Source organism: Candidatus Pseudomonas auctus (assembly GCF_048654275.1).
GTDB lineage: Bacteria > Pseudomonadota > Gammaproteobacteria > Pseudomonadales > Pseudomonadaceae > Aquipseudomonas > Aquipseudomonas pharyngis.
Genome location: NZ_JBJYZK010000011.1, coordinates 75,317 through 97,651, shown reverse-complemented (window position 1 = coordinate 97,651; position 22,335 = coordinate 75,317). Strand labels below are relative to the sequence as shown.

The window sequence follows — 22,335 nt, the reverse complement described above, 5'->3', positions numbered from 1 at the left end:
AGCCCGGCGTTACGTCAATGAGACCACTTGTTTCAGCAATCAGGTTTGTCAGCGGTGAAGCGTCGTGCCGGGTTCACCGCCGCGCCGAACTCGCGCAGGGCCTTGGCGCCGATCAGCAACGGATAATTGAAGTTGCTGCGGTCGGTCAGGTTGACCTCCACGGTACGCTTGACGTCGCCCAGGCACAGCTCCAGATCGACCACCGGGCGCTTGGCCACTTCGGTGCTTTCGCCCTCGTCTTCTTCATCCGAGCGACTCTTGATCTTGCTGATCCGCGCGACCTTGTGTTCGTACACCTTGTTGCTGGCGTCCTTGGTAGCCAGACGGAAACGCACCCAGTCTTCGCCGTCGCGGGTGAAGGTCTCGATGTCCTTGGCCGACAGCGAGGCGGTCAGCGCGCCGGTGTCCATCTTGGCCTTGAGCACTTCTCCGCCGATTTCCGGCAGCGCGATGTATTCGTAACGACCGTACAGGGTCGGTTCGGCGGCGAGCACCGGCAGGGCGACGAGGGAAAGCAGTGCAAGGAGGGATTTCACGTAAGGGGCTTCCTTGGGAAATGGGGGCGTCAGACGCGAGATTTTAGACCGTTGTTCGCATGAACGTTCCCGGCAGGTTATCGCGCCACAGGTGAAACATTCGTCACCGGTGGATTTGGCCTGCCGGCCGAAGCCACTTATCATGGCGCGCCCATCCGTTTTCCAAGAGTTGCTTATGCGCCGCCTGCTCACCGGCTGTTTCGTCACCCTGCTGCTGTTGTCCAACACCCTGGTACTGTTCGGCCCGCTGATGGTGTTCGCCGTGCTCAAGCTGATCCTGCCGGGGCGCTTTCGCGACTATGCCTCGTGGGCGGTGATGTGGATCGCCGAAACCTGGGCGGAGATCGACAAGCTGATCTTCCGCCTGTGCATTCCCACGCAATGGGATATTCGCGGCGGCGAAGACCTGCGCAGCGACACTTCCTACCTGGTGATCAGCAATCATCAGTCCTGGGTCGATATCCCGGCGCTGATCCAGACTCTCAACCGGCGCACGCCGTTCTTCAAGTTCTTCCTCAAGAAAGAGCTGATCTGGGTGCCGTTCCTGGGCCTGGCCTGGTGGGCGCTGGATTACCCGTTCATGAAGCGCTACACCAAGGCGTTCCTGGCGAAGAACCCCGAGCTGGCCGGCAAGGATCTGGAAATCACCAAGGCCGCCTGCGAGCTGTTCAAGCGCCAGCCGGTGACGGTGGTGAATTATCTGGAAGGCACCCGTTACACCGCCGCCAAAAGCACTCAGCAGCAGTCACCGTTCAGCCATCTGCTCAAGCCCAAGGCCGGCGGCGTGGCGTTCGTACTGGCGGCGATGGGCGAACAGCTGGACGCGATTCTCGATGTGACCGTGGTTTATCCACAGCAGAAGATTCCGGGCTTCTGGGACCTGATCAGCGGCAACGTGCCACGCGTGATCGTCGACATCCAGACTCGCGAACTGGACCCGGCCCTGTGGCAGGGCGATTACGAAAACGATCCGGCGTTTCGCGAGAAGGTCCAGAACTGGGTCAACCAGCTCTGGACCCTCAAGGATCAGCGCATCGCCGAACTCAAGGGCGAGCGCCGCTGAGTCAACCGTTGGTGCCGGTGCCCCAGATGCTGCCCAGGCTTTGCAGCAGCGAACCACCGACACCCTGCTGACCGAGGTATTGCAATAGGATCGGGGCAAACTGGCCGACCATCCCGCTGTCCATGCCCAACGCACCGAAGGCGTTGTTCAGGTCATTGGTGTCCTTGACGTTGCCCAGCGCATTTTCCAGCCCGGCGGACTTGCCGGATGAACCGAGCAAGGCGCTCAACGCCGCCAGATTACCGCTGCCGCCCGACAGTTTGTCGATGCCCGGCACTTCCTTGGCCAGCTCGGAATAATCCGTGTTGCTGAGCTGGTTTTTCGCCAACCCCAGCATGGCACTGGTGCCGCCGACCGCTTGCTGCGGCGTGACGTTCAGCGCGCTCAGGGCACTCAACAGACCGGCGGTTTCCGACGTCGGCGCCGCAGCGGCGGCCTTGTCCCCACCCTGCATGCCCGATACCGCACCGGCCACGTCATTCAAACTGAAACCGGCAAACACCGGCCCTGCCGCCAGGGTCAGGAGCGATGCCAGGGCAAAACCGCGTGAAATCTTCATTCAGACATCCTCTTGTGGCGTGAAGACCGCCCGGATACAGGCGATCAAACTGCCGGTTTGACCGGGGATATGGCGACACGTTCCGGTCATTCCAATTCGAAATCTGCGCTATTCCAAAAGGTTCCAAAAAACTGTCAAGACTGACAGTTACAGGTTGAAGGCAAATGAATCACATTGCATTCGAGACAAGTTTGCCGCGGATCATTTCGAGAGAGGTGCTGCGATGGAGAAGCGATGGTCAGACCGCGACGACTCGTTCATCCCGCCGGCCGTCGAAGGACGCTGCAAAGGATGTGATTGATCAACCCTAATCAATCATCTTTTGCATTGATCCTGTCGACTCGATCATTGGAAAAATCAGGGCCGGACGAAGGGTCAGTTATGAAGTGATGAAAAGCGATACAGGGCAGGATTACGCAATCAACGTTCGACTGGTTCGCGACAAAAAAGTACAGGTAAACCGTGAACGTGAACCCTTGGTTTCGAACAGCAAACAGGAAGCATGGACATGTCAAACAGACAAAGCGGTACCGTAAAGTGGTTTAGCTACGCAAAAGGTTATGGCTTTATTAGTCCTGCGGACGGCAGCGCTGATCTTTTCGTCCACTGCGAGGCTATTGCGGCTGAATATAAAAGCTTGACCGAAGGGCAGACTGTGACCTTCGTCGCTGTAAAAGGACCCAAGGGAATGCAAGCGGAACAAGTTCAGGTCGTATAGAACCCGTTCAAAAAAACGGCGCCTCAATGGCGCCGTTCTCGTTCTGCGTAAATCCTGCGCCGCACTAAACAACTTATGCGGATCAATCACAAACTTCTTCGGCACGCCTGAGTCGAACTCGCCGTAGCCTTCCGACGCTTGGTCGATGCTCAAGCATTCAACAGACCGACGTCGGCGCCGCGGCGGCAGCCATGTCCCCGCCCTGCATGCCCGATACCGCACCGGCCACGTCATTCAAACTGAAACCGGCAAACACCGGCCCTGCCGCCAGGGTCAGGAGCGATGCCAGGGCAAAACCGCGTGAAATCTTCATTCAGACATCCTCTTGTGGCGTGAAGACCGCCCGGATACAGGCGATCAAACTGCCGGTTTGACCGGGTAGGCGGCAGCATGTTCCAGCCGAAAAATTCATTTTCCTTTTATGAAACGTCAAAAGTTAAAAGCCTTTAGCACATTTGCCTCTGAACTCGAACACCGTTATTTCGAAATAAACTCAACGACTGTCATTTATGACAGTTACCAAATAAATCATGAGCAAAGATTATTGCGACTCGCCCCCCCCCATTAAAGGAGTACGAGTAATGTTGAAAAAATCCTTTGCTGCTGCGCTGATCACCGTTGCTCTCACGAGTGCTGCCTATGCCGATTGCCCCAACGCCACAGCCATTACAAAACAGCCGGACGGCAGTTTCATCGTGACAACCCCCGAAGGAAAGTTTCCGGTTGAAGTTGATCCTGACAATGCCAATCAAGCGGACGTCCAGAACCTTTTATTCACAGCTGTACGCCTGAAGGAAAAAGATCAGGCAACTGCCAGAGCCGTGTGCCAGTACGAAGATGGGAAGAAACCTTCCTTACTCGGGGCATCGTTGGTATGGAAATCCGGGAAAGCCATTACTTCTTCCGGTTCGAACTGGCAGGGCGATGATTGTGCGACCAAAAACGGGAACGTTAAGGACTGCCCGTTCCAGTAACGAGCAAAACAACTTGCCTTTTCGAAACGCCTATAACGAAAAAGGGCAACCCGACGGGTTGCCCTTTTTTCATCTACGCAACTTACGCCGCACTGAACAACTTATGCGGATCAATCACAAACTTCTTCGGCACACCCGCATCGAACTCGCCGTAACCTTCCGGCGCCTGGTCGAGGCTGATGACCTGCACGCCCACCACTTCGGCGATGTTGATGCGATCCCACATGATCGCCTGCATCAGCTGGCGGTTGTACTTCATCACCGGGGTTTGCCCTGTGTGGAAGCTGTGGGATTTGGCCCAGCCCAGACCAAAGCGAATGCTCAGGCTGCCCATTTTCGCGGCAGCGTCCACGGCCCCCGGATCTTCGGTCACGTACAGGCCCGGGATACCGATCTTGCCGGCTACGCGCACCACGCCCATCAGCGAGTTGAGCACAGTGGCCGGGGCTTCGGATTTGACGCCGTCGTGGCCATGACCACGGGCTTCGAAACCGACGCAGTCCACCGCGCAATCCACTTCAGGCTCGCCCAGCAGCGCGGCGATCTGTTCGTGCAGCGGGGTGTCTTTCGACAGGTCGACCACTTCAAAACCCTGAGCCTTGGCGTGGGCCAGGCGGATGGTGTTGACGTCGCCGACGATCACCACCGCAGCGCCGAGCAAACGGGCGGAGGCGGCAGCGGCCAGGCCGACCGGGCCGGCGCCGGCAATGTAAACGGTGCTGCCCGGACCAACGCCTGCGGTAACGGCGCCGTGGTAACCGGTCGGCAGAATGTCGGAGAGGCAGGTCAGGTCACGGATTTTCTCCATGGCCTTGTCGCGGTCCGGCAGTTTCAGCAGGTTGAAGTCGGCGTACGGCACCAGCACATACTCGGCCTGGCCGCCGGTCCAGTCGCCCATGTCGACGTAACCGTAGGCACCCCCGGCACGGGCCGGGTTGACGGTCAGGCAGACGCCGGTGTGCTGCTCCTTGCAGGAACGGCAGCGCCCGCAAGCCACGTTGAACGGAACGGAGACCAGATCGCCGATTTTCAGGCTTTCGACGTCGCTGCCCTTCTCGATCACTTCACCGGTGATCTCGTGTCCCAGCACCAGACCGACCTGAGCGGTGGTACGGCCGCGCACCATGTGCTGGTCGGAGCCGCAAATGTTGGTTGAAACCACACGCAGGATGACACCGTGCTCGATCTTCCTGCCGCGCGGATCCTGCATTTTCGGATAGTCGATTTTCTGTACTTCGACCTTCCCAGCGCCGAGATACACCACACCACGATTGCCAGACATGCTTTCACCTCGCTGTTGTTTTTATGGAACCGCGTTGCCCAGGCAGGCAGCGCGTTAAGTGCTCGGGTTATTGCTTGTTGGTTTTGCGTTGTCAGTTAAGGTCCCTTCGCGAGCAAGCCCGCTCCCACATTGGCTCTCTTGGGTGCATGCCATCTTGCTCAAACCACAAATCCCCTGTGGGAGCGGGCTTGCTCGCGAAAGCGATCTAAAGAACGACGGTTCTGTTGGCGTTCAAAAAAACCCTTCTTTCAATGTGATACCCGACAGCCCGGGCCAGGGTCAGGCCTTCGATGTCGCGGCCCTTGGCGATCAGGTCCTCGGGGTAATGACTGTGATCCACCGCCTCGACGCCCTGGGCGATGATCGGCCCTTCGTCGAGGTCGTTGTTGATGTAGTGCGCGGTTGCGCCCACCAGCTTCACGCCCTTGTTGTAGGCCTGGTGATACGGTTTTGCGCCCTTGAAGCCCGGCAGCAGCGAGTGGTGAATGTTGATCGCCTTGCCATCGAGCTTGCGGCACAGCTCCGGCGACAGCACCTGCATGTAGCGGGCGAGGATCACCAGTTCGGCGCCAGCCTCCTCGATCACCTGCCACACCTGCCGCTCCTGGGCGGGTTTGTCGTTGGGGTCGAGGGGAAAATGGTAGTAGGGAATCTGGTGCCAGTCGGCCAGCGGCTTGAGGTCCGGATGGTTCGACACCACTGCCGCCACGTCCATCGACAACTGGCCGATGCGCTGGCGGTAGAGCAAGTCGTTGAGGCAGTGATCGGCCTTGGAGACCATGATCACCACTTTTGGCCGGTAGTTCGGCGCGGTCAGCTCGAAGATCATGCCGAACGCCTGTCCGCGTTCGGCAAGGCCGGCGCGGAAGGACTGCTCGTCAAAACCGTCGGGCTGACGGAATTCCACACGAATGAAGAACCGGCCCGAGAGCCGGTCATCGAACGAGTGGTGCTCGGTGACGTAACAGCCCTGCTCGAACAGAAAACGCGTCACCGCGTCCACGGTGCCGAGAACGCTGGGGCAGTCGGCGGTCAGAATCCATGTGTCTGGGGCGCGGCTCATGGTGCGGTGACTCCTGTTCTTTGTGCGGGGTGTCAGGGAGTTTCCCCTCACCCTAGCCCTCTCCCCGAGGGAGAGGGGACTGACCGGGTTGTTCTTTCGAGCTACGCCGACGTGAGAAACCGAGTCGAACTCAGGCTTTGAAACCAACCGAGATCAGCTCCCTTTCCCCCTCGCCCCCTTGGGGGAGAGGGTTGGGGTGAGGGGGCAAAAATCTCAGGCCCTACACGCAAGCAAGATCGACGCAATTCACCTCAAGCCTGAACGCTCAGGCCGTATTCGGCGGACGCATCCTGCAACCACAACCACCAGTAATCCGAGAAGCTGCGACGAATAAGCAGCTCCCAGGTGTCTTCGGCGGTGTGGCGGATCATCAGCTGCGACTTGGCGAACACCGTGCCAACAGCCTTGCCGACAGGGAAGTTGTTCGGGTGCACGTCGTAGCTGGTGGATTTCATCAGCACCTGACGCACGTTCGGGCCGCTCAATTCCAGCACCTGCTGGCCGCCGCTGACGTTGACGATTGCGATGTGCAGATCGCCCAGCGCTTCGCGCAGTTTCTGCTCGGCGGCGAACTCTTCACCGCTCGGCACGATCAGCAGCCACTCGTCCGGGCCCATCCATTGCAGGCTGGTTTCACCTTTGACGATCACGCTCAGGGCGCCCGGCAACTCGATGCCCAGCGCTTTGTGCACACCGGCGGCGAACGCGGCATCGTGACCGTCGCCGCGGATGGTCAGATGGCCGAGGAGTTTCTTTTCGCGCACGGTCACGCCGGCGGTCTTGCGGCCCTTGCCAACCAGGCTGGCGAGGTCGGCGTGATGCAGCGACGACTCGGCCTTGGCCCCGGTGGTCGGGCGTTGTTGGTAAACGTTGGCTGCGGTCATAAAGCACCCTTCCTGAATTCGGTGTCGCTCCCGCGCCAGGCGCGGGAGCGATCAGTTAGATGTTCTGGCGATCGCCTTTCGGATCGAAGAACACCGAAGAAACGATTTCCGCCTCGATCACGCTGCCGTCCGCCAGCGGTGCGAACACCCGCTCGCCCATGCGCTTGAGACCGCCCTTCACCACGCCCATGGCAAACGAATAGCCGAGGGAGTTGTGCGCGTAGCTGGAGGTCACGTGGCCGACCATGGTCATCGGGATCGACTGCTTGGTGTTGAACACCAGTTGCGCACCTTCCGGCAGCCAGACGTTCGGATCGATCGGCTTCAGGCCCACCAGCTGTTTACGCTGGTCACGCACGCAGTCTTCACGGTTCATGCCGCGCTGGCCGATCCACGAGAACGGTTTGGTGCGACCGACACACCAGCCCATGTTCAGATCGTCCGGGGTCATCGAGCCGTCGGTGTCCTGGCCGACGATGATGAAGCCCTTTTCGGCCCGCAGAACGTGCATGGTTTCGGTGCCGTACGGGGTCAGGTTGTACTGCTTGCCCGCCTCGACGATTTTTTCCAGCACGCCCATCGCGTAATCGGCCTGGACGTTGACTTCGTACGACAGCTCACCGGTGAACGAGATGCGGAACACCCGCGCCGGCACACCGCCGACCAGACCTTCTTTCCAGGTCATGAACGGAAACGCTTCGTTGGCCAGGTCGATGTCGGTCACGGCGCTGAGCAGCTTGCGGCTGTTCGGGCCGGACAGGGTCATGGTCGCCCAGTGGTCGGTGACGGAGGTGAAGTAGACCTTCATCTCTGGCCATTCGGTCTGGTGGTACAGCTCCAGCCACTGCAGTACGCGAGCCGCGCCGCCGGTGGTGGTGGTCATGACGAAATGGTTGTCGGCCAGACACGCCGTCACCCCGTCGTCGAAGACCATGCCGTCTTCCTTGCACATCAGGCCGTAACGGGCCTTGCCCACGTCGAGCTTGGTCCAGGCGTTGGTGTACACGCGGTTGAGGAACTCGCGGGCGTCCGGGCCCTGGATGTCGATCTTGCCCAGGGTCGAAGCGTCCAGCAGACCGACGCTGTCGCGCACAGCCTTGCATTCGCGTTTGACGGCGGCATGCATGTCTTCGCCGTTTTTCGGGAAGTACCACGGACGTTTCCACTGGCCGACGTCTTCGAACTCGGCGCCGTTTTTCAGGTGCCATTGATGCAGTGCGGTGTAACGCACCGGTTCAAAGATGTGCCCGCAGTGACGGCCGGCTACCGCGCCAAACGTCACCGGCGTGTAGTTCGGACGGAACATCGTGGTGCCCATCTGCGGGATGGTCACGTTCAGCGAGCGGGCGGCAATCGCCAGGCCGTTGACGTTGCCGAGCTTGCCCTGATCGGTGCCGAAGCCCAGCGCCGTGTAGCGTTTGACGTGCTCGACCGACTCGAAACCTTCGCGGGTCGCCAGTTCGATGGCGGCGGCGGTCACGTCGTTCTGCAGGTCGACGAATTGCTTCGGCGCCCGCGAAGTGCCCTTCTCGTGGGGCACCTGGAACAGCGCCAGGGTTGGTTCTTCGAGACGGCTCAGGGCTTTCGGCAACACGGCTTCAACGGCCTGGAAACCGGCTTCGGACGCAGCGCGCACGCCGCCTTCAAAACCGTCAGCCAGAGAATCGCCGAGACCGTAGACGCCGTTGATGCCACCGACGCACACGCGTTTCTGCGGTGCTTCGCCCGGTACGAAACCGAGGATGTCTTCGCGCCAGATCGGCTTGCCGCCCAGGTGCGACGCCAGGTGAACCACCGGGCTGTAACCGCCGGAGCTGGCGATCAGGTCGCAGTCGAGCCATTCGCCCGGGCTGGTGACCTTGTGGCCTTTGACATCGATCGCCGCCACGCGGGCAGCGGTCACGTGCTTGCTGCCACGGGCTTCGATCACGGCGCTGCCGGTGAGGATGCGAATGCCTTTGGCGCGCGCTTCTTCGACCAATGCGCCACGCGGATTGCTGCGGGCGTCGGCGATGGCGACCACTTGCAGGCTGGCATCGAGCCAATCCAGCGCCACGCGGTAGGCGTGATCGTTGTTGGTCGACAGCACCAGCTTTTTGCCCGGTGCCACGCCGTAACGGCGCACGTAAGTCGACACCGCGCCGGCGAGCATGTTGCCCGGCACATCGTTGTTGCCGTAGACCAGCGGACGCTCGTGAGCGCCGGTCGCCAGCACCACACGCTTGGCGCGGACGCGGTGGATGCGCTGACGCACCTGGCCGATCGGCGCGCGGTCACCGAGGTGATCGGTGAGGCGTTCATGAATGGTCAGGAAGTTGTGGTCGTGGTAGCCGTTGACCGTGGCGCGCGGCAACAGCAGCACGTCCGGAGTGCTCTTCAATTCCGCGATGACGCCGGCCACCCATTCCATCGCCGGTTTGCCGTCGAGGCTTTCGCGGGAGTCGAGCAGGCTGCCGCCGAACTCCTCCTGCTCGTCGGCGATGATCACCCGCGCACCGCTGCGCGCAGCCGCCAGGGCAGCGGCCAGACCGGCCGGGCCGGCGCCGACGATCAGCACGTCGCAGTGCTGGTTCATGTAGTCGTAGGTGTCCGGATCGACTTCGGTCGGCGAACGGCCAAGACCTGCGGCCTTACGAATGTATTTCTCGTAAGTCATCCAGAACGATTGCGGGTACATGAAGGTTTTGTAGTAGAAACCCGGCGGCATCAGCTTGCCGCCGACCTTGCCGAGAATCCCCATCATGTCGTTGTTGACGCTCGGCCAGCCGTTGGTGCTGGTGGCGACCAGGCCCTGGTACAACGCCTGTTGCGTGGCGCGCACGTTAGGAATCTGGGTGGCTTCGGTCGCGCCGATTTGCAGGACAGCGTTCGGCTCTTCGGCACCGGCGGCGAAGATGCCGCGCGGACGTGAATACTTGAAGCTGCGGCCAATGATGTCGACGCCGTTGGCCAGCAGAGCTGCGGCCAGCGAGTCGCCTTCAAAACCTTTATAGGTCTGGCCGTTGAAGGTGAAGCTCAGCACTTTGTTGCGGTCGATCCGTCCACCGTTGGACAGGCGATTGGTCTGGCTCATACCTTCTCTCCCAGCGCCGTCGTGGCTGTTTTCGCAGTGTCAGCCTTGTCGGTGAATTGCGGCTTGGTGCCGATCTTGTAGGTTTCGAGAATTTCGTAGGTCACGGTGTCGCGGGTGACGTTGAAGTACTGGCGGCAACCGGCGACGTGATCCCACAACTCGTGGTGCAGACCGCGCGGGTTGTCGCGGAAGAACATGTAATCGCCCCACTCCTCGTCGGTGCAGCTTGCAGGGTCCAGCGGACGCGGGATGTGCGCCTGGCCGGATGCGTGGAATTCCTCTTCGGAGCGCAGTTCGCCGCAGTGAGGACAGAAGATATGCAACATGGGATTTCTCCTGTTAGTGGGCGACAGCCGCAGCGCCGTGTTCGTCGATCAACGCACCGTTGTGGAAACGGTCGATGGAGAAAGGTGCGGCCAGCGGGTGCATTTCACCCTTGGCCAGGCTTGCGGCAAACACGTTGCCCGAGCCAGGTGTGGCCTTGAAGCCACCGGTGCCCCAACCGCAGTTGAAGAACATGTTCGGTACCGGGGTTTTCGAAATGATCGGGCAGGCGTCCGGCGTGGTGTCGACGATGCCGCCCCACTGACGGTTCATGCGCACTCGCGACAGCACCGGGAACATCTCGACGATGGCCTGGATGGTGTGCTCGATCACCGGATACGAACCGCGCTGGCCGTAGCCGTTGTAGCCGTCGATACCGGCGCCGATCACCAGGTCGCCCTTGTCGGACTGGCTGATGTAACCGTGCACGGCGTTGGACATGATCACGCTGTCGATGATCGGCTTGATCGGCTCGGACACCAGCGCCTGCAACGGGTGGGACTCGATTGGCAAACGGAAACCGGCGAGCTTGGCCATGTGCCCGGAGTTACCGGCGGTGACCACGCCGACGCGCTTGGCGCCGATGAAGCCCTTGTTGGTTTCAACGCCGATGCACACGCCGTTTTCCTTGCGGAAACCGATCACTTCGGTCTGCTGGATCAAGTCCACGCCGAGGGCGTCGGCGGCACGGGCAAAGCCCCAGGCCACGGCATCGTGACGGGCCACGCCGCCGCGACGCTGAACGGTTGCGCCCATCACCGGGTAGCGAGTGTTTTTCGAGCAGTCGAGGTACGGAATTTCGTCCGCGACCTGCTTGGCGTTGAGCAGTTCGCCGTCGACGCCGTTGAGGCGGTTGGCGCTGACCCGACGCTCGGAATCACGGATGTCCTGCAGGGTGTGGCACAGGTTGTAGACGCCGCGCTGGGAGAACATCACGTTGTAGTTCAGGTCCTGAGACAGGCCTTCCCACAGTTTCATCGCGTGTTCGTACAGGTGCGCCGACTCGTCCCACAGGTAGTTGGAGCGAACGATGGTGGTGTTGCGCGCGGTGTTACCGCCGCCCAGCCAGCCCTTCTCGACCACGGCCACGTTGGTGATGCCGTGCTCTTTGGCCAGATAGTAGGCCGTCGCCAGACCGTGCCCGCCGCCGCCGACGATGACCACGTCGTAGACCTTTTTCGGGGTCGGCGTGCGCCACATGCGCTGCCAGTTTTCGTGGTGGCTGAGGGAGTGTTTGAAGAGGCCGAAGCCCGAATAGCGTTGCATAGTCATGTACTCCAGAACGCTCAGCGATAAACCGGGAAGTCAGCGCACAGGGCCGAAACCTGCTGGGCGACGTTGGCCTCGACATCGGCATCGCCGAGGTTGTCGAGGATGTCGCAGATCCAGCCGGCCAGCGTCACGCACTGGGTCACCTTGAAGCCGCGAGTGGTCACCGCCGGGGTGCCGATGCGCAGGCCGGAGGTCACGAACGGCGACTGCGGGTCATTCGGTACGGCGTTCTTGTTGACGGTGATGTGAGCGCGACCGAGGGCGGCGTCGGCGTCCTTACCGGTGAGGCCCTGACGGATCAGGCTGACCAGGAACAGGTGGTTGTCGGTGCCGCCGGACACTACATCGTAGCCACGTTTGATAAAGACGCTCGCCATCGCCTGGGCGTTGTCGATCACTTGTTGCTGATAGGCCTTGAAGCCCGGCTCCAGCGCTTCCTTGAAGCACACGGCCTTGCCGGCGATGACATGCATCAGCGGGCCGCCCTGGGCGCCGGGGAATACCGCCGCGTTGAGCTTCTTCTCGATTTCTTCGTTGGCCTTGGCCAGGATCAGGCCGCCACGCGGACCGCGCAGGGTCTTGTGGGTGGTGGTGGTGACCACGTCGGCATACGGCAGCGGGTTCGGGTACAGACCGGCAGCCACCAGACCGGCAACGTGGGCCATGTCGACGAACAGCAGCGCACCGACCTTGTCGGCGATCTGACGGAAGCGCGGGAAGTCGAGGGTTTTCGAGTAGGCCGAGAAACCGGCGACGATCATTTTCGGTTTGCACTCGACGGCCAGACGCTCGACTTCATCGTAATCGATCAGACCGGTCTTGGTGTCGATGCCGTACTGCACGGCGTTGTACAGCTTGCCCGAGGACGAAACCTTGGCGCCGTGGGTCAGGTGACCGCCGTGGGCCAGGCTCATGCCGAGAATGGTGTCGCCCGCTTGCAGCAGGGCCAGGTACACGGCGCTGTTGGCCGACGAACCGGAGTGCGGCTGGACGTTGGCGTAATCGGCGCCGAACAGTTGCTTGGCGCGTTCGATGGCCAGCGCTTCGACCTTGTCGACGTGCTCGCAGCCACCGTAGTAGCGCTTGCCCGGATAGCCTTCGGCGTATTTGTTGGTCAGGCCGCTGCCTTGCGCTTGCATCACGCGTTTGCTGGTGTAGTTCTCCGACGCGATCAGCTCGATGTGATCTTCCTGACGTTGCTCCTCGGCATTCATCGCCGCCAGCAGTGCATCGTCGTAACCCTGGATCTGGTCTTGCTTGCTGAACATCGCGTCTCTCCCAGCGGCATCTGTGCGCCATTCGTCTCGGTAAGGCACGGCGTTCAGCCAGTGCCCTTTGATGCGATGGTATGGCCGGCGCAGGGAGGTCAAATGCCTACGGACGCCACGCAAAGGTGCGTTTACGACATGGCGGCGGCGACGGACTCAAACAAGCAGCTGGCGCAAGGCCAGAAGAACCATGAAATGCGCGGGATAGAGCGCATACGCCCAGCGCCGCATGGGTGGCGCGTGGAGGCAAGTGGCGTGTCGCAACAGGAACATTCCGAGCAGTGGCGCGATCAGGCAGGTCGCAATCCCGAGGATGGCGACGATGTTGCCGAACTGCGCGGATTCGTAGAGCACCCGCCATTGATTAGCGGCCAGACACAGCAGGCCCGGCAACAGGCTGAAAAACCATGGTTTGCGAAACACCAGCAACATCGCCAATGGCAGCAGGACGCCGAACAGACCGAACATCAGTCGCTCCGGGAACAACGCCGCCACCAGCAAGGCCCCGACACCCAGCAGTCGCGAAATCAGCGCTGGATCCTGCCAGCCCCGCGCCACCAGCAGGCCCAGCGCCAGCGTCGGCATCACGTTCAACGTGTCGGGCTCTGGAATGTACAAACGGTAGGGAATCTCGCTGAGCAGACTGAACAGCAACAACCAGCCCAGATAACGCCATTCGGTCTTGCGCGCGCCGTCCCGTGCCAGATTCGCCGCCATCGCCAGGCAGAACCACGGGAACGCCAGCCGTCCCGGCACATACAGCCAATCGGCGCTGATCCCGACATATCGCAGGTGATCGAGCAGCATGCTCAGCAGCGCCAGCCACTTGAGCAGATCGAGTGCGCCGTCGCGCTGGCTCAGGTGCATAATCGGCTCGCATCCTTGTAAAGTTCTGACAGCGACATCCCGTGTGCTCCCCGGATGATCTTCGGTAAAGTGCGCACCATCATTGACCAACGGAGCGCCACAAGCGCGCCGACCACGGAAGCCGGCCATGACCGACAAGAGCCAACAATTCGCCAGCGACAACTATTCCGGTATCTGCCCTGAAGCCTGGGCTGCCATGGAACAGGCCAACCACGGCCACCAGCGCGCCTATGGCGACGATGAATGGACAGCCCGCGCCTCGGATGATTTCCGCAAGCTGTTCGAGACCGACTGCGAAGTGTTCTTCGCCTTCAACGGCACCGCCGCCAACTCCCTCGCGCTGTCGTCGCTGTGCCAGAGTTACCACAGCGTGATCTGCTCGGAAACCGCCCACGTCGAAACCGACGAATGCGGCGCGCCGGAATTCTTCTCTAACGGTTCGAAACTGCTGATCGCCGGCACCGAAAACGGCAAGATCACCCCGGCCTCGATCCGCGAAGTCGCACTCAAGCGCCAGGACATCCACTACCCGAAACCGCGCGTCGTGACCCTGACCCAGGCCACCGAAGTCGGCAGCGTCTACACCCCGGAAGAAGTCCGCGCCATCAGCGACACCTGCAAGGAGCTGGGCCTGAACCTGCACATGGACGGCGCGCGTTTCTCCAACGCCTGCGCCTTCCTCGGCTGCTCGCCGGCAGACCTGACCTGGAAGGCCGGCGTCGACGTGCTGTGCTTCGGCGGCACGAAAAACGGCATGGCGGTGGGTGAGGCGATCCTGTTCTTCAACCACAAACTGGCCGAAGACTTCGACTACCGCTGCAAACAGGCCGGGCAGCTGGCCTCGAAAATGCGCTTCCTGTCGGCCCCGTGGGTCGGCATTCTGGAAAATGACGCCTGGCTCAAATACGCCCGCCACGCCAACCACTGCGCGCAACTGCTGGCCGAACTGGTCAGCGACATCCCGGGCGTGGAACTGATGTTCCCGGTCCAGGCCAACGGCGTGTTCCTGCAACTCTCGGAACCGGCGATTGCCGCCCTGACCGCCAGGAACTGGCGCTTCTACACCTTCATCGGCAAGGGCGGCGCCCGCTTCATGTGCTCGTGGGACACCGAAGAAGAACGCGTTCGTGAACTGGCGCGCGACATCCGCGAAGTCATGTCTCACTAAAGTCCCGGCTTATACAGCCCCCCCTGTGGGAGCGAGCCTGCTCGCGATGAGGCCAGCACATCCAACATGGATGCAAGCTGATATTCCGCCATCGCGAGCAGGCTCGCTCCCACCAAAGCCCACCTGATCGCCCCTCACCTTCTGCGCCTGAAGACTTGGTCTACATTGTCTGTCGAGCCATCGCTCACATAACAATAAGCAGGAGCTTGCGTATGTCGCTAAAAGGCAAAACCTTGTTCATCACCGGTGCCAGTCGTGGCATCGGGCGCGAGATTGCGCTGCGGGCTGCACAGGACGGGGCCAATATCGTGATCGCCGCCAAGAGCGCCGAGCCGCACGCCAAGTTGCCCGGCACCATCCACAGCGTCGCCGCGGAAGTCGAAGCGGCCGGCGGCAAGGCTTTGGCGCTGCAACTGGATGTGCGTGATGAAGACGCGGTGCGTCAGGCGCTGGCCCAGGCCAACGAACACTTCGGCGGAATCGACGCACTGGTGAACAACGCCGGGGCGATCAAGTTGACCGGTGTGCAGCACATCGAACTCAAGCGTTTCGACCTGATGCATCAGATCAACACCCGCGCGGTGTTGCTGTGCAGCCAGGCCGCCCTGCCCTACCTGAAGAAATCCTCCGGGCACATCCTTAACCTGTCACCGCCGCTGAATCTGGCCAGCAAATGGTTCGCGCAATACAGCCCCTACACCGTGACCAAGTACGGCATGAGCATGCTGACGGTCGGGATGAGCGAGGAGTTCGCCAACTACGGGATCAGCGTCAATTCGCTGTGGCCGCAGACCATGATCGCCACGGCGGCGATCGAGTTTCAGCTGGGCAATCGCGAGTCGTTCAAGCATGCGCGCACGCCAGCGATCATGGCGGATGCGGCGCATGTGATTTTGAGCAGCAGCGGGCGGCGGATTACCGGACAGTTGTTGATTGATGAGGAGATTTTGCGCGAAAGCGGTGTGACCGAATTCGATCATTACCGTTTTGATCCGGGGAGTGATGCGAAGTTGATGACGGATTTGTTTGTGGATTGATCAGTGTGCCTGTGGGCCCCTCCCCTCACCCTATCCCTCTCCCAAAGGGAGAGGGAACCGACCGAGTTGTTTTGGCGAGCTACATCGACCTGCAAGACCTTATCGATTATGGATTCGGCAAAGAAAATTCAGGTCGGCGTATTCCTAGAGCATCCCCCAATCAGCTCCCTCTCCCTCCGGGCGGTCCGACGTTTCGGGAGGGCTGGGGTGAGGGGGCTTTTGAAGCACCCTCAATATTCGATCCGCACATCCCCCTTCGGCACACTGCAGCAAGAAAGAATGTACCCCTCCGCCTCGTCGTCCTCGGTAATCCCGCCGTTGTGATCCATCTCCACCTCGCCGCCGAGCTTGAGCACCTTGCACGTCCCGCAGATCCCCATGCCGCAGGCTTTCGGGATCATCAGGCCGACCTTGGCAGCCGCCGCATGCACGGTCTCGCCCGGCGCAACACGGATGCTCTTGTCCGAAGAGGTGAATTCCACCAAGTGCAGATCCGCCGCCGGGACTTCCGGTGCTTCCGCTGCTTGTTCGGCCTGTTCCACCGCGTCGGCACGAGCTTCCGGCGGCGTGGCGCCGAAGGATTCCTCGTGATAGCGCTTCATGTCATAGCCGGCGTTTTCCAGCAGGCGCTTGACCGCGGTCATGTACGGCGTCGGGCCGCAGCAGAAGACTTCGCGCTCGAGGAAGTCCGGCACCATCAGTTCCAGCATCTTGTGGTTGAGGTAGCCGCGATAGCCGGCCCACGGCTCGCCCAGCCCATGCTTTTCGCAGATCAGGTGCAGGCTGAAGTTGTCGATCCGCGACGCCATGTGTTCCAGCTCGCGGTGGTAAATGATGTCTTTCGGCGAGCGGGCGCTGTGGATAAACGTCATGTCGACGTTGCCGTTGGTGTCGTAGAACCAGCGCGCCATCGACATCACTGGGGTGATACCGACGCCACCGCTCAGGTACAGCACTTTCGGGCTCGGGAAGTCGATGGCGTTGAACAGCCCGACCGGCCCGTGTACCGCCAGCTCCTGGCCTTCATGCAGCGTGTCGTGCAGCCAGTTGGAGACCTTGCCCCCCGGCACGCGCTTGATGGTCACCGAAAAGCTGTACGGCACCGATGGCGAGCTGGAGATGGTGTACGAACGCATGATCGGTTGGCCTTCGATCTCCAGCTCCAGGGTCACGAACTGTCCGGGCTTGAAGAAGAACAGGATCGGCTGGTCGGCCATGAAGCAGAAGGTGCGCACATCCCAGGTTTCCTGGATGACTTTGACGCAACGGACGATGTGTCGGCCATTGGCCCAGGTCTGGGTGGTGACCGGATTCAGGAAGCTGTTCGACATGCTGTTCTCCACGGCCGACTGTCGGCCTTCATGTGGCGATTCTGCGTATAGCGCGAACGCCCCGTTTACCTATCCGCGACATTCACATACTTATCGCGACCAGCCCCCAACCACCGGGGGTTGCGCGTCGGGAACAGATTGCACCATGTCGCCCATGGATAAGGTTCTCGCCTGCGCCGGCCCCACACTCGCCCTCAACACAAACAGATTCTTTACACCTTGCGCTGCAACCCTGATCAGCCACTTTCGCGGCCACGCAGATGGCCTTGAGGAATTCATCGATGGACACCGCAAAAATCAGCCTGGGCGACCCGCTGGAACCCGCACGCAAGGCCACCGCACAAATGCTGCAGGAACGCGAGCGCACCTATTCGCTGCCGCAGCCGTTCTACAGTGACGAGCGCCTGTTCGATATCGACATGCAGGAGATCTTCCAGAAGGAGTGGCTGATCGCCGGCATGACCTGCGAAATCCCGGCCAAGGGCAACTACATCACCCTGCAGATCGGCAAGAACCCGATCATCGTCATTCGCGGTGCCGAAGGCGTGGTGCATGCGTTCCACAACGTCTGCCGCCACCGTGGCTCGCGCCTGTGCACCAGCGACAAGGGCAAGGTCGCCAAACTGGTCTGCCATTACCACCAGTGGACGTATGAGCTGGACGGCCGCCTGCTGTTCGCCGGCACCGAGATGGGCGCCGACTTCGACATGAAGCAGTACGGCCTCAAACCGGTGAACGTGAAGACTGCCGGGGGCTACATCTTCATCAGCCTGGCGGAGAACCCGCCGGCCATCGATGACTTCCTGTCGACCCTGAACCACTACATGGAACCGTACGACATGGAAAACACCAAGGTGGCGGTGCAAACCACCTTGATGGAAAAGGCCAACTGGAAACTGGTGCTGGAAAACAACCGCGAGTGCTACCACTGCAACGGTTCGCACCCGGAACTGTTGAAAACCCTGCTGGAATGGGACGACGTCACCGACCCGCGCGCCGATCAGGCGTTCAAGGATCACGTCGCCGCCTCCGCCGCTGCCTGGGAAGCCGAGAAGATCCCTTACGCCCACGCCAGTTTCGGCCTGCGCAACCGTATCGTGCGCATGCCGCTGCTCAAGGGCACCGTGTCGATGACCATGGACGGCAAACAGGGCTGCGCCAAGCTGATGGGCCGGATCAAGAACCCCGATCTGGGCTCGATGCGCATCCTGCACCTGCCGCACTCGTGGAACCACTGCATGGGCGACCACATTATCGTGTTCACGGTGTGGCCGATCAGCGCCCAGGAAACCATGGTCACCACCAAGTGGCTGGTGCACAAGGATGCCGTCGAAGGCGTGGACTACGACGTCGAACGCATGCGCCAGGTGTGGGATGCGACCAACGATCAGGACCGTCGTCTGGCCGAAGAGAACCAGCGCGGGATCAACTCCACGGCGTACCAGCCGGGCCCGTACTCCAAGACCTATGAGTTCGGCGTGGTCAACTTCGTGGATTGGTACAGCGAGCGGATGCTGAGCAACCTCGGGGCCGAGCCTGCGCCGTACCTCAAAGGCGTGCCGGTACAGGGCTAAAAAGCATCGCTGGCAAGCCAGCTCCCACAGGTTCTGCGGTGTACACAAATGTTGTGAGCACCACAAAACCTGTGGGAGCGGCGGTGCGACGATTCGACTTGCCCGCGATGGCGTCCTTACAGCCACCGCCTCACTTCGATGACCACCTCACCGATCCATCCTCCCCGATAAACTCCTCGAAAATATCCTCCCCCACCAACCTGATCTTGGCGTAGCCGTTCAACACCCGCAGCGGATAGTCCGGATCGTTGGCATCCTGCGTCTCCGAAAACAGTACCCGCGAATGTCCGTTCAGCTCGCTGGTGGTGCCGTAGGGAATCGCTCCATGCCCGGCACAGCGCGCGTGCAGCCCACCTTGCGGCGCATAGACGATGCCATTGTGCAGATGCCCCCAGTACCAGTAATCCGGCTCGCGCCCCAGTGCATCGCACACCGGTTGATACAGCGCGGTCTTGTTGTGTCCGGTGATGTCGAAGCCCTGATGGTGGCTGAGCACCATGAGCTTCTTGCGTTTGGGCAGGCTTTTCATCCACTCGATCTGCGGCTTGTTGAGGGTGCCGTCCATGTACAGGTTCATGACATCCGAGGCGTACGCGGTGTCCAGACCGACAATCAGCCAGTCGTCATTGATCAGGGCAAAGTAGCTGGTGCCCTGCTGCCCCGGAAAACGCGCGGCCAGTTCCTTGAAATAACCATGGGCGCCGCTGTACATCTCGTGATTGGAGTTGAGGGTGAACGAACCGTGGGTGCCCATCGGCCAGCCGGCCATGTCGGTGTCTTCCTGGGAGTGGGTGCCGGCGTAATAGACATCCCCCAGGTGAATGGTGAAATCGGCATTGGCCAGTTGCATCTGGTTGGCCACCGACACCGCCGGCGCATGGCTGTTGAACGGCCCGGTGCCCCAGTCGCCGGCAATCGCCAGCGTCACCTCGCGCTCCATGGTCACCAGCGCCGGATCGGTGCCGAAGGTCGCGTGATGGCGCAGGTTCTCGATCCACTTCAGCAGCGCCTCGCTCCACAGCAGATCCAGCAGCTCCCATTTGCGGCAGCCCAGCAGTGTGCCGTCCTTGAGCACCTTGGTCTGCAGTTGATCGGGCGATTGCGGCAACGGCGTCGCGTTGCCGATGCGCAGGATCGACAGGCCGTGGGCCAACTCCCACGGCACCGCCGGTTCGTCGTCCGGCAGCTCGCCGTGCTTGAGCACGTATTGCGCCTGATCGTGACCGCGCTGGAGCAACTTGATGATGGCTTGAAACTCCTGCGGCTCCAGCTCGCTGATGAGCTTCATCCAGGCCATTTCGATGCGCGTGAACAACCCGTGCAGGCGCAGCTTGACCTTGTCGTATTCGTGTTTCAGATGACCAACCGCTGACATGGCGTAATCCTCTATCCGTAGGGGTTCACAGGGTTTTCATGAATTCGATCAGCGCACGCTTGTCGTCGTCCGACAGCGTCGTGCCGTACAGGTGACCGCTGTTGTGGTTGCCCTCCAGGCGCGTGTCGTAGGTGAAATCCGCCGAGGCTTTGGCCTGGGCGCCACTGGTCACGAAGCCAACGTTGACCGGGTCGTAGACATCGGAGCCGGTGATGAACACCTGTGGACGTTTTTCCGGCGGTTGCAGCAAGTCCCACAGGGTCGGCACCGAACCGTTGTGCAGGTACGGCGCGCGCAGCCAGATGCCGTCGGTGGGCGTGTTGCTGTAGCTCTGAGTCTTGCGATAAGCGCCGAAATCGAACGGCGGTTTCTTGAAGGTGTGGAACGCCGCCACCAGCCCGGTGGTGAACGAGTTCAGCCGGTGCGGATCGGTGCCGAGCTGGTCGATATTGGTGGTCACCTGCCCGGTGTCGACGCGACCGAAATCGTGACAACCCGCGCAGTTAGCCTCCCACACCGGTTTGCCCTGAGCGACCTTGGCCTGATCCAGTGCCCACGGCCACGCCGGCGCCTTGTGCCCGAGCAGCCAGTTGGTCACCCGATTGAAGCTCGGCGGCAGCACTGACTCCGGCGTCGCGCCCACGGCCATCGCGGCGGCGTAGTTGCGCTCGTGGATCTTGTTGTTATTGCCGTCCCAGTGCAGGTACATCGATTCCCGGGGTTTCTGGTTCCACACTTGCGGCAGGTCGACGGTGCCGATGGTCGAGTCATCCGGGAAACCGAACACCACCATTTTCGTCGGGTTGAAGGTGTCGGTTCGCCCCGGTCCCTGTTGCGGGCGCAGCTTCTGCCAGGCGTAGGCCTGCTTCTGTTTGAGCAGCGCGCTCTTGGCCATCGGGATGATCAGGTAACGGTTGTAGAGCTTCTCGAAAAAGCCGAGTTGGAATTTGCTGTTGATCGCCACCATCACCGCGTCGGTGGTGAATTTCGGATCGCTGGCGCAATCGTAGGCGAACCACTGGAAGGCTTGCAGTTGCAGGGTGTTGGCCGGTGCGCTCGGCACATTCACCGCGACGTCGCTGGCATTCGCCCGGTAGGAACCGGTGTGGCACAGCGCGCAGTTCGGCTCGACGGTCGGGTAGCCGATCTGCCGCTTGGCCATGCCGATCGGCAGGTCCTTGCCGTTCTCGAACAGGAAACCGAAAACTTCCCAGCCGCCAGGTTTCGGCAGTTTTTCCGGGCACATCTGCGGCAGCACCGAGAACAGGTAATACGGGATTCGCGCTTCGATGCCCAAGCCAATCGCGGCGTATTTGTAGTGGTCTTCGTCAGAGGCGTAATCCTGCTCTGGCACCACGCGCAGCATCTGATACCAGGTCTGGTAACCGATGAACGCCAGCAGCGCCACCACGACCAGCGTGCCGACCTTGAACGCATGACTTTGCCACTGCCGCGCCCACGCCGCCCGCCATTCGCGCCAGCCATCACAGAGCAGCGCCAGTGGCCGGTTTTCAGGCGTGGTGCCGAGGTACAGCAGGATGCCGAGGATCAGGAAAAAGCTCAGGTCGCCCATCAGCATCGGCACGAACACCGAGCCCTGGCTGCTGGTGTTGATCAGGTAGATCCAGAACGCCACGGCGATCAACCGCGTCAGCACACACAGCCAGGAATGCACCACATAGCGCGGCGCGTTGAAGCCCGACGGCATGTAGAACACGCTGATGCCCACCAGCAGCATCCCGGCGTTTTCCAGCCACGGGTCGGAGAGTTGCGGCGGCAGGCCGACCACCGATGTCAGCAACCCCGGCGCAAACAGCGCCGGGATCGCGAACACCATGTTCATCGCAATGCCGAGCCAGATGAAGCGTTGAAACCAGCGGATGTAGCTGTCCATGTCATCCTTTTCCTTGTGCAGACCGGAGAGATATAGCGCCCGACACCCCGCCATCGCTGGCAGGCCAGCTCCC

General features: G+C 61.1%; 19 protein-coding genes and 2 pseudogenes. 6 read left to right on the top strand and 15 right to left on the bottom strand.

Annotated features, from left to right (window positions below; all coding sequences use genetic code 11):
- Window positions 1–32: 32 nt before the first annotated feature.
- Window positions 33–536, bottom strand: a complete 504-nt coding sequence (gene rloA2 / locus ACKUG4_RS20170) for a retropepsin-like aspartic peptidase RloA2 (RefSeq protein WP_064599935.1) — start codon at window positions 534–536, stop codon at window positions 33–35.
- 175 nt (window positions 537–711) lie between these two features.
- Between rloA2 and yihG the strand changes: the two genes are divergently transcribed.
- A complete protein-coding gene (gene yihG, locus ACKUG4_RS20165; protein WP_064599937.1) occupies window positions 712–1,599 on the top strand; it encodes a 1-acylglycerol-3-phosphate O-acyltransferase, YihG family in 888 nt (295 codons plus the stop codon).
- 1 nt (window position 1,600) lies between these two features.
- Here the strand turns inward: yihG and ACKUG4_RS20160 are convergent, their stop codons facing one another.
- Window positions 1,601–2,158 carry a DUF2780 domain-containing protein gene (locus ACKUG4_RS20160; protein ID WP_445434683.1) on the bottom strand — a complete coding sequence of 186 codons (558 nt, stop codon included), beginning with the start codon at window positions 2,156–2,158 and terminating at the stop codon, window positions 1,601–1,603.
- 508 nt (window positions 2,159–2,666) lie between these two features.
- Here ACKUG4_RS20160 and ACKUG4_RS20155 point away from each other — a divergent pair.
- Window positions 2,667–2,876, top strand: a complete 210-nt coding sequence (locus tag ACKUG4_RS20155) for a cold-shock protein (RefSeq protein ID WP_445434682.1) — start codon at window positions 2,667–2,669, stop codon at window positions 2,874–2,876.
- Window positions 2,877–2,933: 57 nt separating this feature from the next.
- Here ACKUG4_RS20155 and ACKUG4_RS20150 read toward each other — a convergent pair.
- Together ACKUG4_RS20150 and ACKUG4_RS20145 are read right to left on the bottom strand one after the other, a co-directional pair.
- A pseudogene (locus ACKUG4_RS20150) lies at window positions 2,934–3,014 on the bottom strand (hypothetical protein); the annotation flags it as partial.
- Window positions 3,015–3,042: 28 nt separating this feature from the next.
- Window positions 3,043–3,189 (bottom strand): annotated as a pseudogene (locus ACKUG4_RS20145) (DUF2780 domain-containing protein); the annotation flags it as partial.
- A 268-nt stretch (window positions 3,190–3,457) separates the two neighbouring features.
- On the opposite strand from ACKUG4_RS20145, the gene ACKUG4_RS20140 reads away from it, so the two are divergent.
- Window positions 3,458–3,850: a hypothetical protein gene (locus ACKUG4_RS20140; protein WP_064599939.1), complete on the top strand. Its 393-nt coding sequence runs from the start codon at window positions 3,458–3,460 to the stop codon at window positions 3,848–3,850.
- An 82-nt stretch (window positions 3,851–3,932) separates the two neighbouring features.
- Here the strand turns inward: ACKUG4_RS20140 and fdhA are convergent, their stop codons facing one another.
- The 8 genes from fdhA to ACKUG4_RS20100 form a co-directional block, all read right to left on the bottom strand.
- Window positions 3,933–5,132, bottom strand: coding sequence for a formaldehyde dehydrogenase, glutathione-independent (fdhA, locus tag ACKUG4_RS20135; RefSeq protein WP_445434681.1), 1,200 nt, complete (start codon window positions 5,130–5,132; stop codon window positions 3,933–3,935).
- Between the two features lie 205 nt (window positions 5,133–5,337).
- Window positions 5,338–6,195, bottom strand: a complete 858-nt coding sequence (gene purU / locus ACKUG4_RS20130) for a formyltetrahydrofolate deformylase (RefSeq protein ID WP_007959808.1) — start codon at window positions 6,193–6,195, stop codon at window positions 5,338–5,340.
- A 251-nt stretch (window positions 6,196–6,446) separates the two neighbouring features.
- A complete protein-coding gene (locus ACKUG4_RS20125) occupies window positions 6,447–7,079 on the bottom strand; it encodes a sarcosine oxidase subunit gamma (protein ID WP_064599941.1) in 633 nt (210 codons plus the stop codon).
- A 55-nt stretch (window positions 7,080–7,134) separates the two neighbouring features.
- Window positions 7,135–10,152, bottom strand: coding sequence for a sarcosine oxidase subunit alpha (locus tag ACKUG4_RS20120; RefSeq protein WP_039768017.1), 3,018 nt, complete (start codon window positions 10,150–10,152; stop codon window positions 7,135–7,137).
- Window positions 10,149–10,478, bottom strand: a complete 330-nt coding sequence (locus ACKUG4_RS20115; RefSeq protein ID WP_007959805.1) for a sarcosine oxidase subunit delta — start codon at window positions 10,476–10,478, stop codon at window positions 10,149–10,151. Before ACKUG4_RS20115 ends, ACKUG4_RS20120 begins: the two co-directional genes overlap by 4 nt.
- Before the next feature lie 13 nt (window positions 10,479–10,491).
- A complete protein-coding gene (locus ACKUG4_RS20110; RefSeq protein WP_003206307.1) occupies window positions 10,492–11,742 on the bottom strand; it encodes a sarcosine oxidase subunit beta in 1,251 nt (416 codons plus the stop codon).
- 20 nt (window positions 11,743–11,762) lie between these two features.
- Window positions 11,763–13,016, bottom strand: a complete 1,254-nt coding sequence (gene glyA, locus ACKUG4_RS20105; protein WP_011336274.1) for a serine hydroxymethyltransferase — start codon at window positions 13,014–13,016, stop codon at window positions 11,763–11,765.
- Between the two features lie 156 nt (window positions 13,017–13,172).
- Window positions 13,173–13,883, bottom strand: a complete 711-nt coding sequence (locus tag ACKUG4_RS20100) for a TraX family protein (RefSeq protein ID WP_445434680.1) — start codon at window positions 13,881–13,883, stop codon at window positions 13,173–13,175.
- 127 nt (window positions 13,884–14,010) lie between these two features.
- Here ACKUG4_RS20100 and ACKUG4_RS20095 point away from each other — a divergent pair, with 127 nt between their 5' ends.
- Window positions 14,011–15,051 carry a threonine aldolase family protein gene (locus ACKUG4_RS20095; RefSeq protein ID WP_236187460.1) on the top strand — a complete coding sequence of 347 codons (1,041 nt, stop codon included), beginning with the start codon at window positions 14,011–14,013 and terminating at the stop codon, window positions 15,049–15,051.
- Window positions 15,052–15,263: 212 nt separating this feature from the next.
- Complete coding sequence (locus ACKUG4_RS20090; protein ID WP_445434679.1) at window positions 15,264–16,088, top strand: SDR family oxidoreductase; 825 nt, start codon at window positions 15,264–15,266, stop codon at window positions 16,086–16,088.
- Between the two features lie 230 nt (window positions 16,089–16,318).
- Here the strand turns inward: ACKUG4_RS20090 and gbcB are convergent, their stop codons facing one another.
- A complete protein-coding gene (gene gbcB, locus ACKUG4_RS20085; protein ID WP_011336281.1) occupies window positions 16,319–17,419 on the bottom strand; it encodes a glycine betaine monooxygenase reductase subunit in 1,101 nt (366 codons plus the stop codon).
- Window positions 17,420–17,700: 281 nt separating this feature from the next.
- Between gbcB and gbca the strand changes: the two genes are divergently transcribed.
- On the top strand, window positions 17,701–18,993 hold the full coding sequence (gene gbca, locus ACKUG4_RS20080) for a glycine betaine monooxygenase oxygenase subunit (RefSeq protein ID WP_039768012.1): 1,293 nt from the start codon (window positions 17,701–17,703) through the stop codon (window positions 18,991–18,993).
- A 130-nt stretch (window positions 18,994–19,123) separates the two neighbouring features.
- Here gbca and ACKUG4_RS20075 read toward each other — a convergent pair whose 3' ends face one another.
- Window positions 19,124–20,368 carry a metallophosphoesterase family protein gene (locus ACKUG4_RS20075; RefSeq protein WP_445434678.1) on the bottom strand — a complete coding sequence of 415 codons (1,245 nt, stop codon included), beginning with the start codon at window positions 20,366–20,368 and terminating at the stop codon, window positions 19,124–19,126.
- A gap of 25 nt (window positions 20,369–20,393) precedes the next feature.
- Window positions 20,394–22,262 carry a c-type cytochrome gene (locus ACKUG4_RS20070; RefSeq protein ID WP_445434677.1) on the bottom strand — a complete coding sequence of 623 codons (1,869 nt, stop codon included), beginning with the start codon at window positions 22,260–22,262 and terminating at the stop codon, window positions 20,394–20,396.
- Window positions 22,263–22,335 lie beyond the last annotated feature (73 nt).

Excerpts from the sequence above, each read along its gene's own strand:
- yihG (WP_064599937.1), top strand. The coding sequence starts at position 712 with ATGCGCCGCCTGCTCACCGGCTGTTTCGTCACCCTGCTGCTGTTGTCC.
- ACKUG4_RS20160 (WP_445434683.1), bottom strand. The coding sequence starts at position 2,158 with ATGAAGATTTCACGCGGTTTTGCCCTGGCATCGCTCCTGACCCTGGCG.
- ACKUG4_RS20155 (WP_445434682.1), top strand. The coding sequence starts at position 2,667 with ATGTCAAACAGACAAAGCGGTACCGTAAAGTGGTTTAGCTACGCAAAA.
- ACKUG4_RS20140 (WP_064599939.1), top strand. The coding sequence starts at position 3,458 with ATGTTGAAAAAATCCTTTGCTGCTGCGCTGATCACCGTTGCTCTCACG.
- fdhA (WP_445434681.1), bottom strand. The coding sequence starts at position 5,132 with ATGTCTGGCAATCGTGGTGTGGTGTATCTCGGCGCTGGGAAGGTCGAA.
- purU (WP_007959808.1), bottom strand. The coding sequence starts at position 6,195 with ATGAGCCGCGCCCCAGACACATGGATTCTGACCGCCGACTGCCCCAGC.
- ACKUG4_RS20125 (WP_064599941.1), bottom strand. The coding sequence starts at position 7,079 with ATGACCGCAGCCAACGTTTACCAACAACGCCCGACCACCGGGGCCAAG.
- ACKUG4_RS20120 (WP_039768017.1), bottom strand. The coding sequence starts at position 10,152 with ATGAGCCAGACCAATCGCCTGTCCAACGGTGGACGGATCGACCGCAAC.
- ACKUG4_RS20115 (WP_007959805.1), bottom strand. The coding sequence starts at position 10,478 with ATGTTGCATATCTTCTGTCCTCACTGCGGCGAACTGCGCTCCGAAGAG.
- ACKUG4_RS20110 (WP_003206307.1), bottom strand. The coding sequence starts at position 11,742 with ATGCAACGCTATTCGGGCTTCGGCCTCTTCAAACACTCCCTCAGCCAC.
- glyA (WP_011336274.1), bottom strand. The coding sequence starts at position 13,016 with ATGTTCAGCAAGCAAGACCAGATCCAGGGTTACGACGATGCACTGCTG.
- ACKUG4_RS20100 (WP_445434680.1), bottom strand. The coding sequence starts at position 13,883 with ATGCACCTGAGCCAGCGCGACGGCGCACTCGATCTGCTCAAGTGGCTG.
- ACKUG4_RS20095 (WP_236187460.1), top strand. The coding sequence starts at position 14,011 with ATGACCGACAAGAGCCAACAATTCGCCAGCGACAACTATTCCGGTATC.
- ACKUG4_RS20090 (WP_445434679.1), top strand. The coding sequence starts at position 15,264 with ATGTCGCTAAAAGGCAAAACCTTGTTCATCACCGGTGCCAGTCGTGGC.
- gbcB (WP_011336281.1), bottom strand. The coding sequence starts at position 17,419 with ATGTCGAACAGCTTCCTGAATCCGGTCACCACCCAGACCTGGGCCAAT.
- gbca (WP_039768012.1), top strand. The coding sequence starts at position 17,701 with ATGGACACCGCAAAAATCAGCCTGGGCGACCCGCTGGAACCCGCACGC.
- ACKUG4_RS20075 (WP_445434678.1), bottom strand. The coding sequence starts at position 20,368 with ATGTCAGCGGTTGGTCATCTGAAACACGAATACGACAAGGTCAAGCTG.
- ACKUG4_RS20070 (WP_445434677.1), bottom strand. The coding sequence starts at position 22,262 with ATGGACAGCTACATCCGCTGGTTTCAACGCTTCATCTGGCTCGGCATT.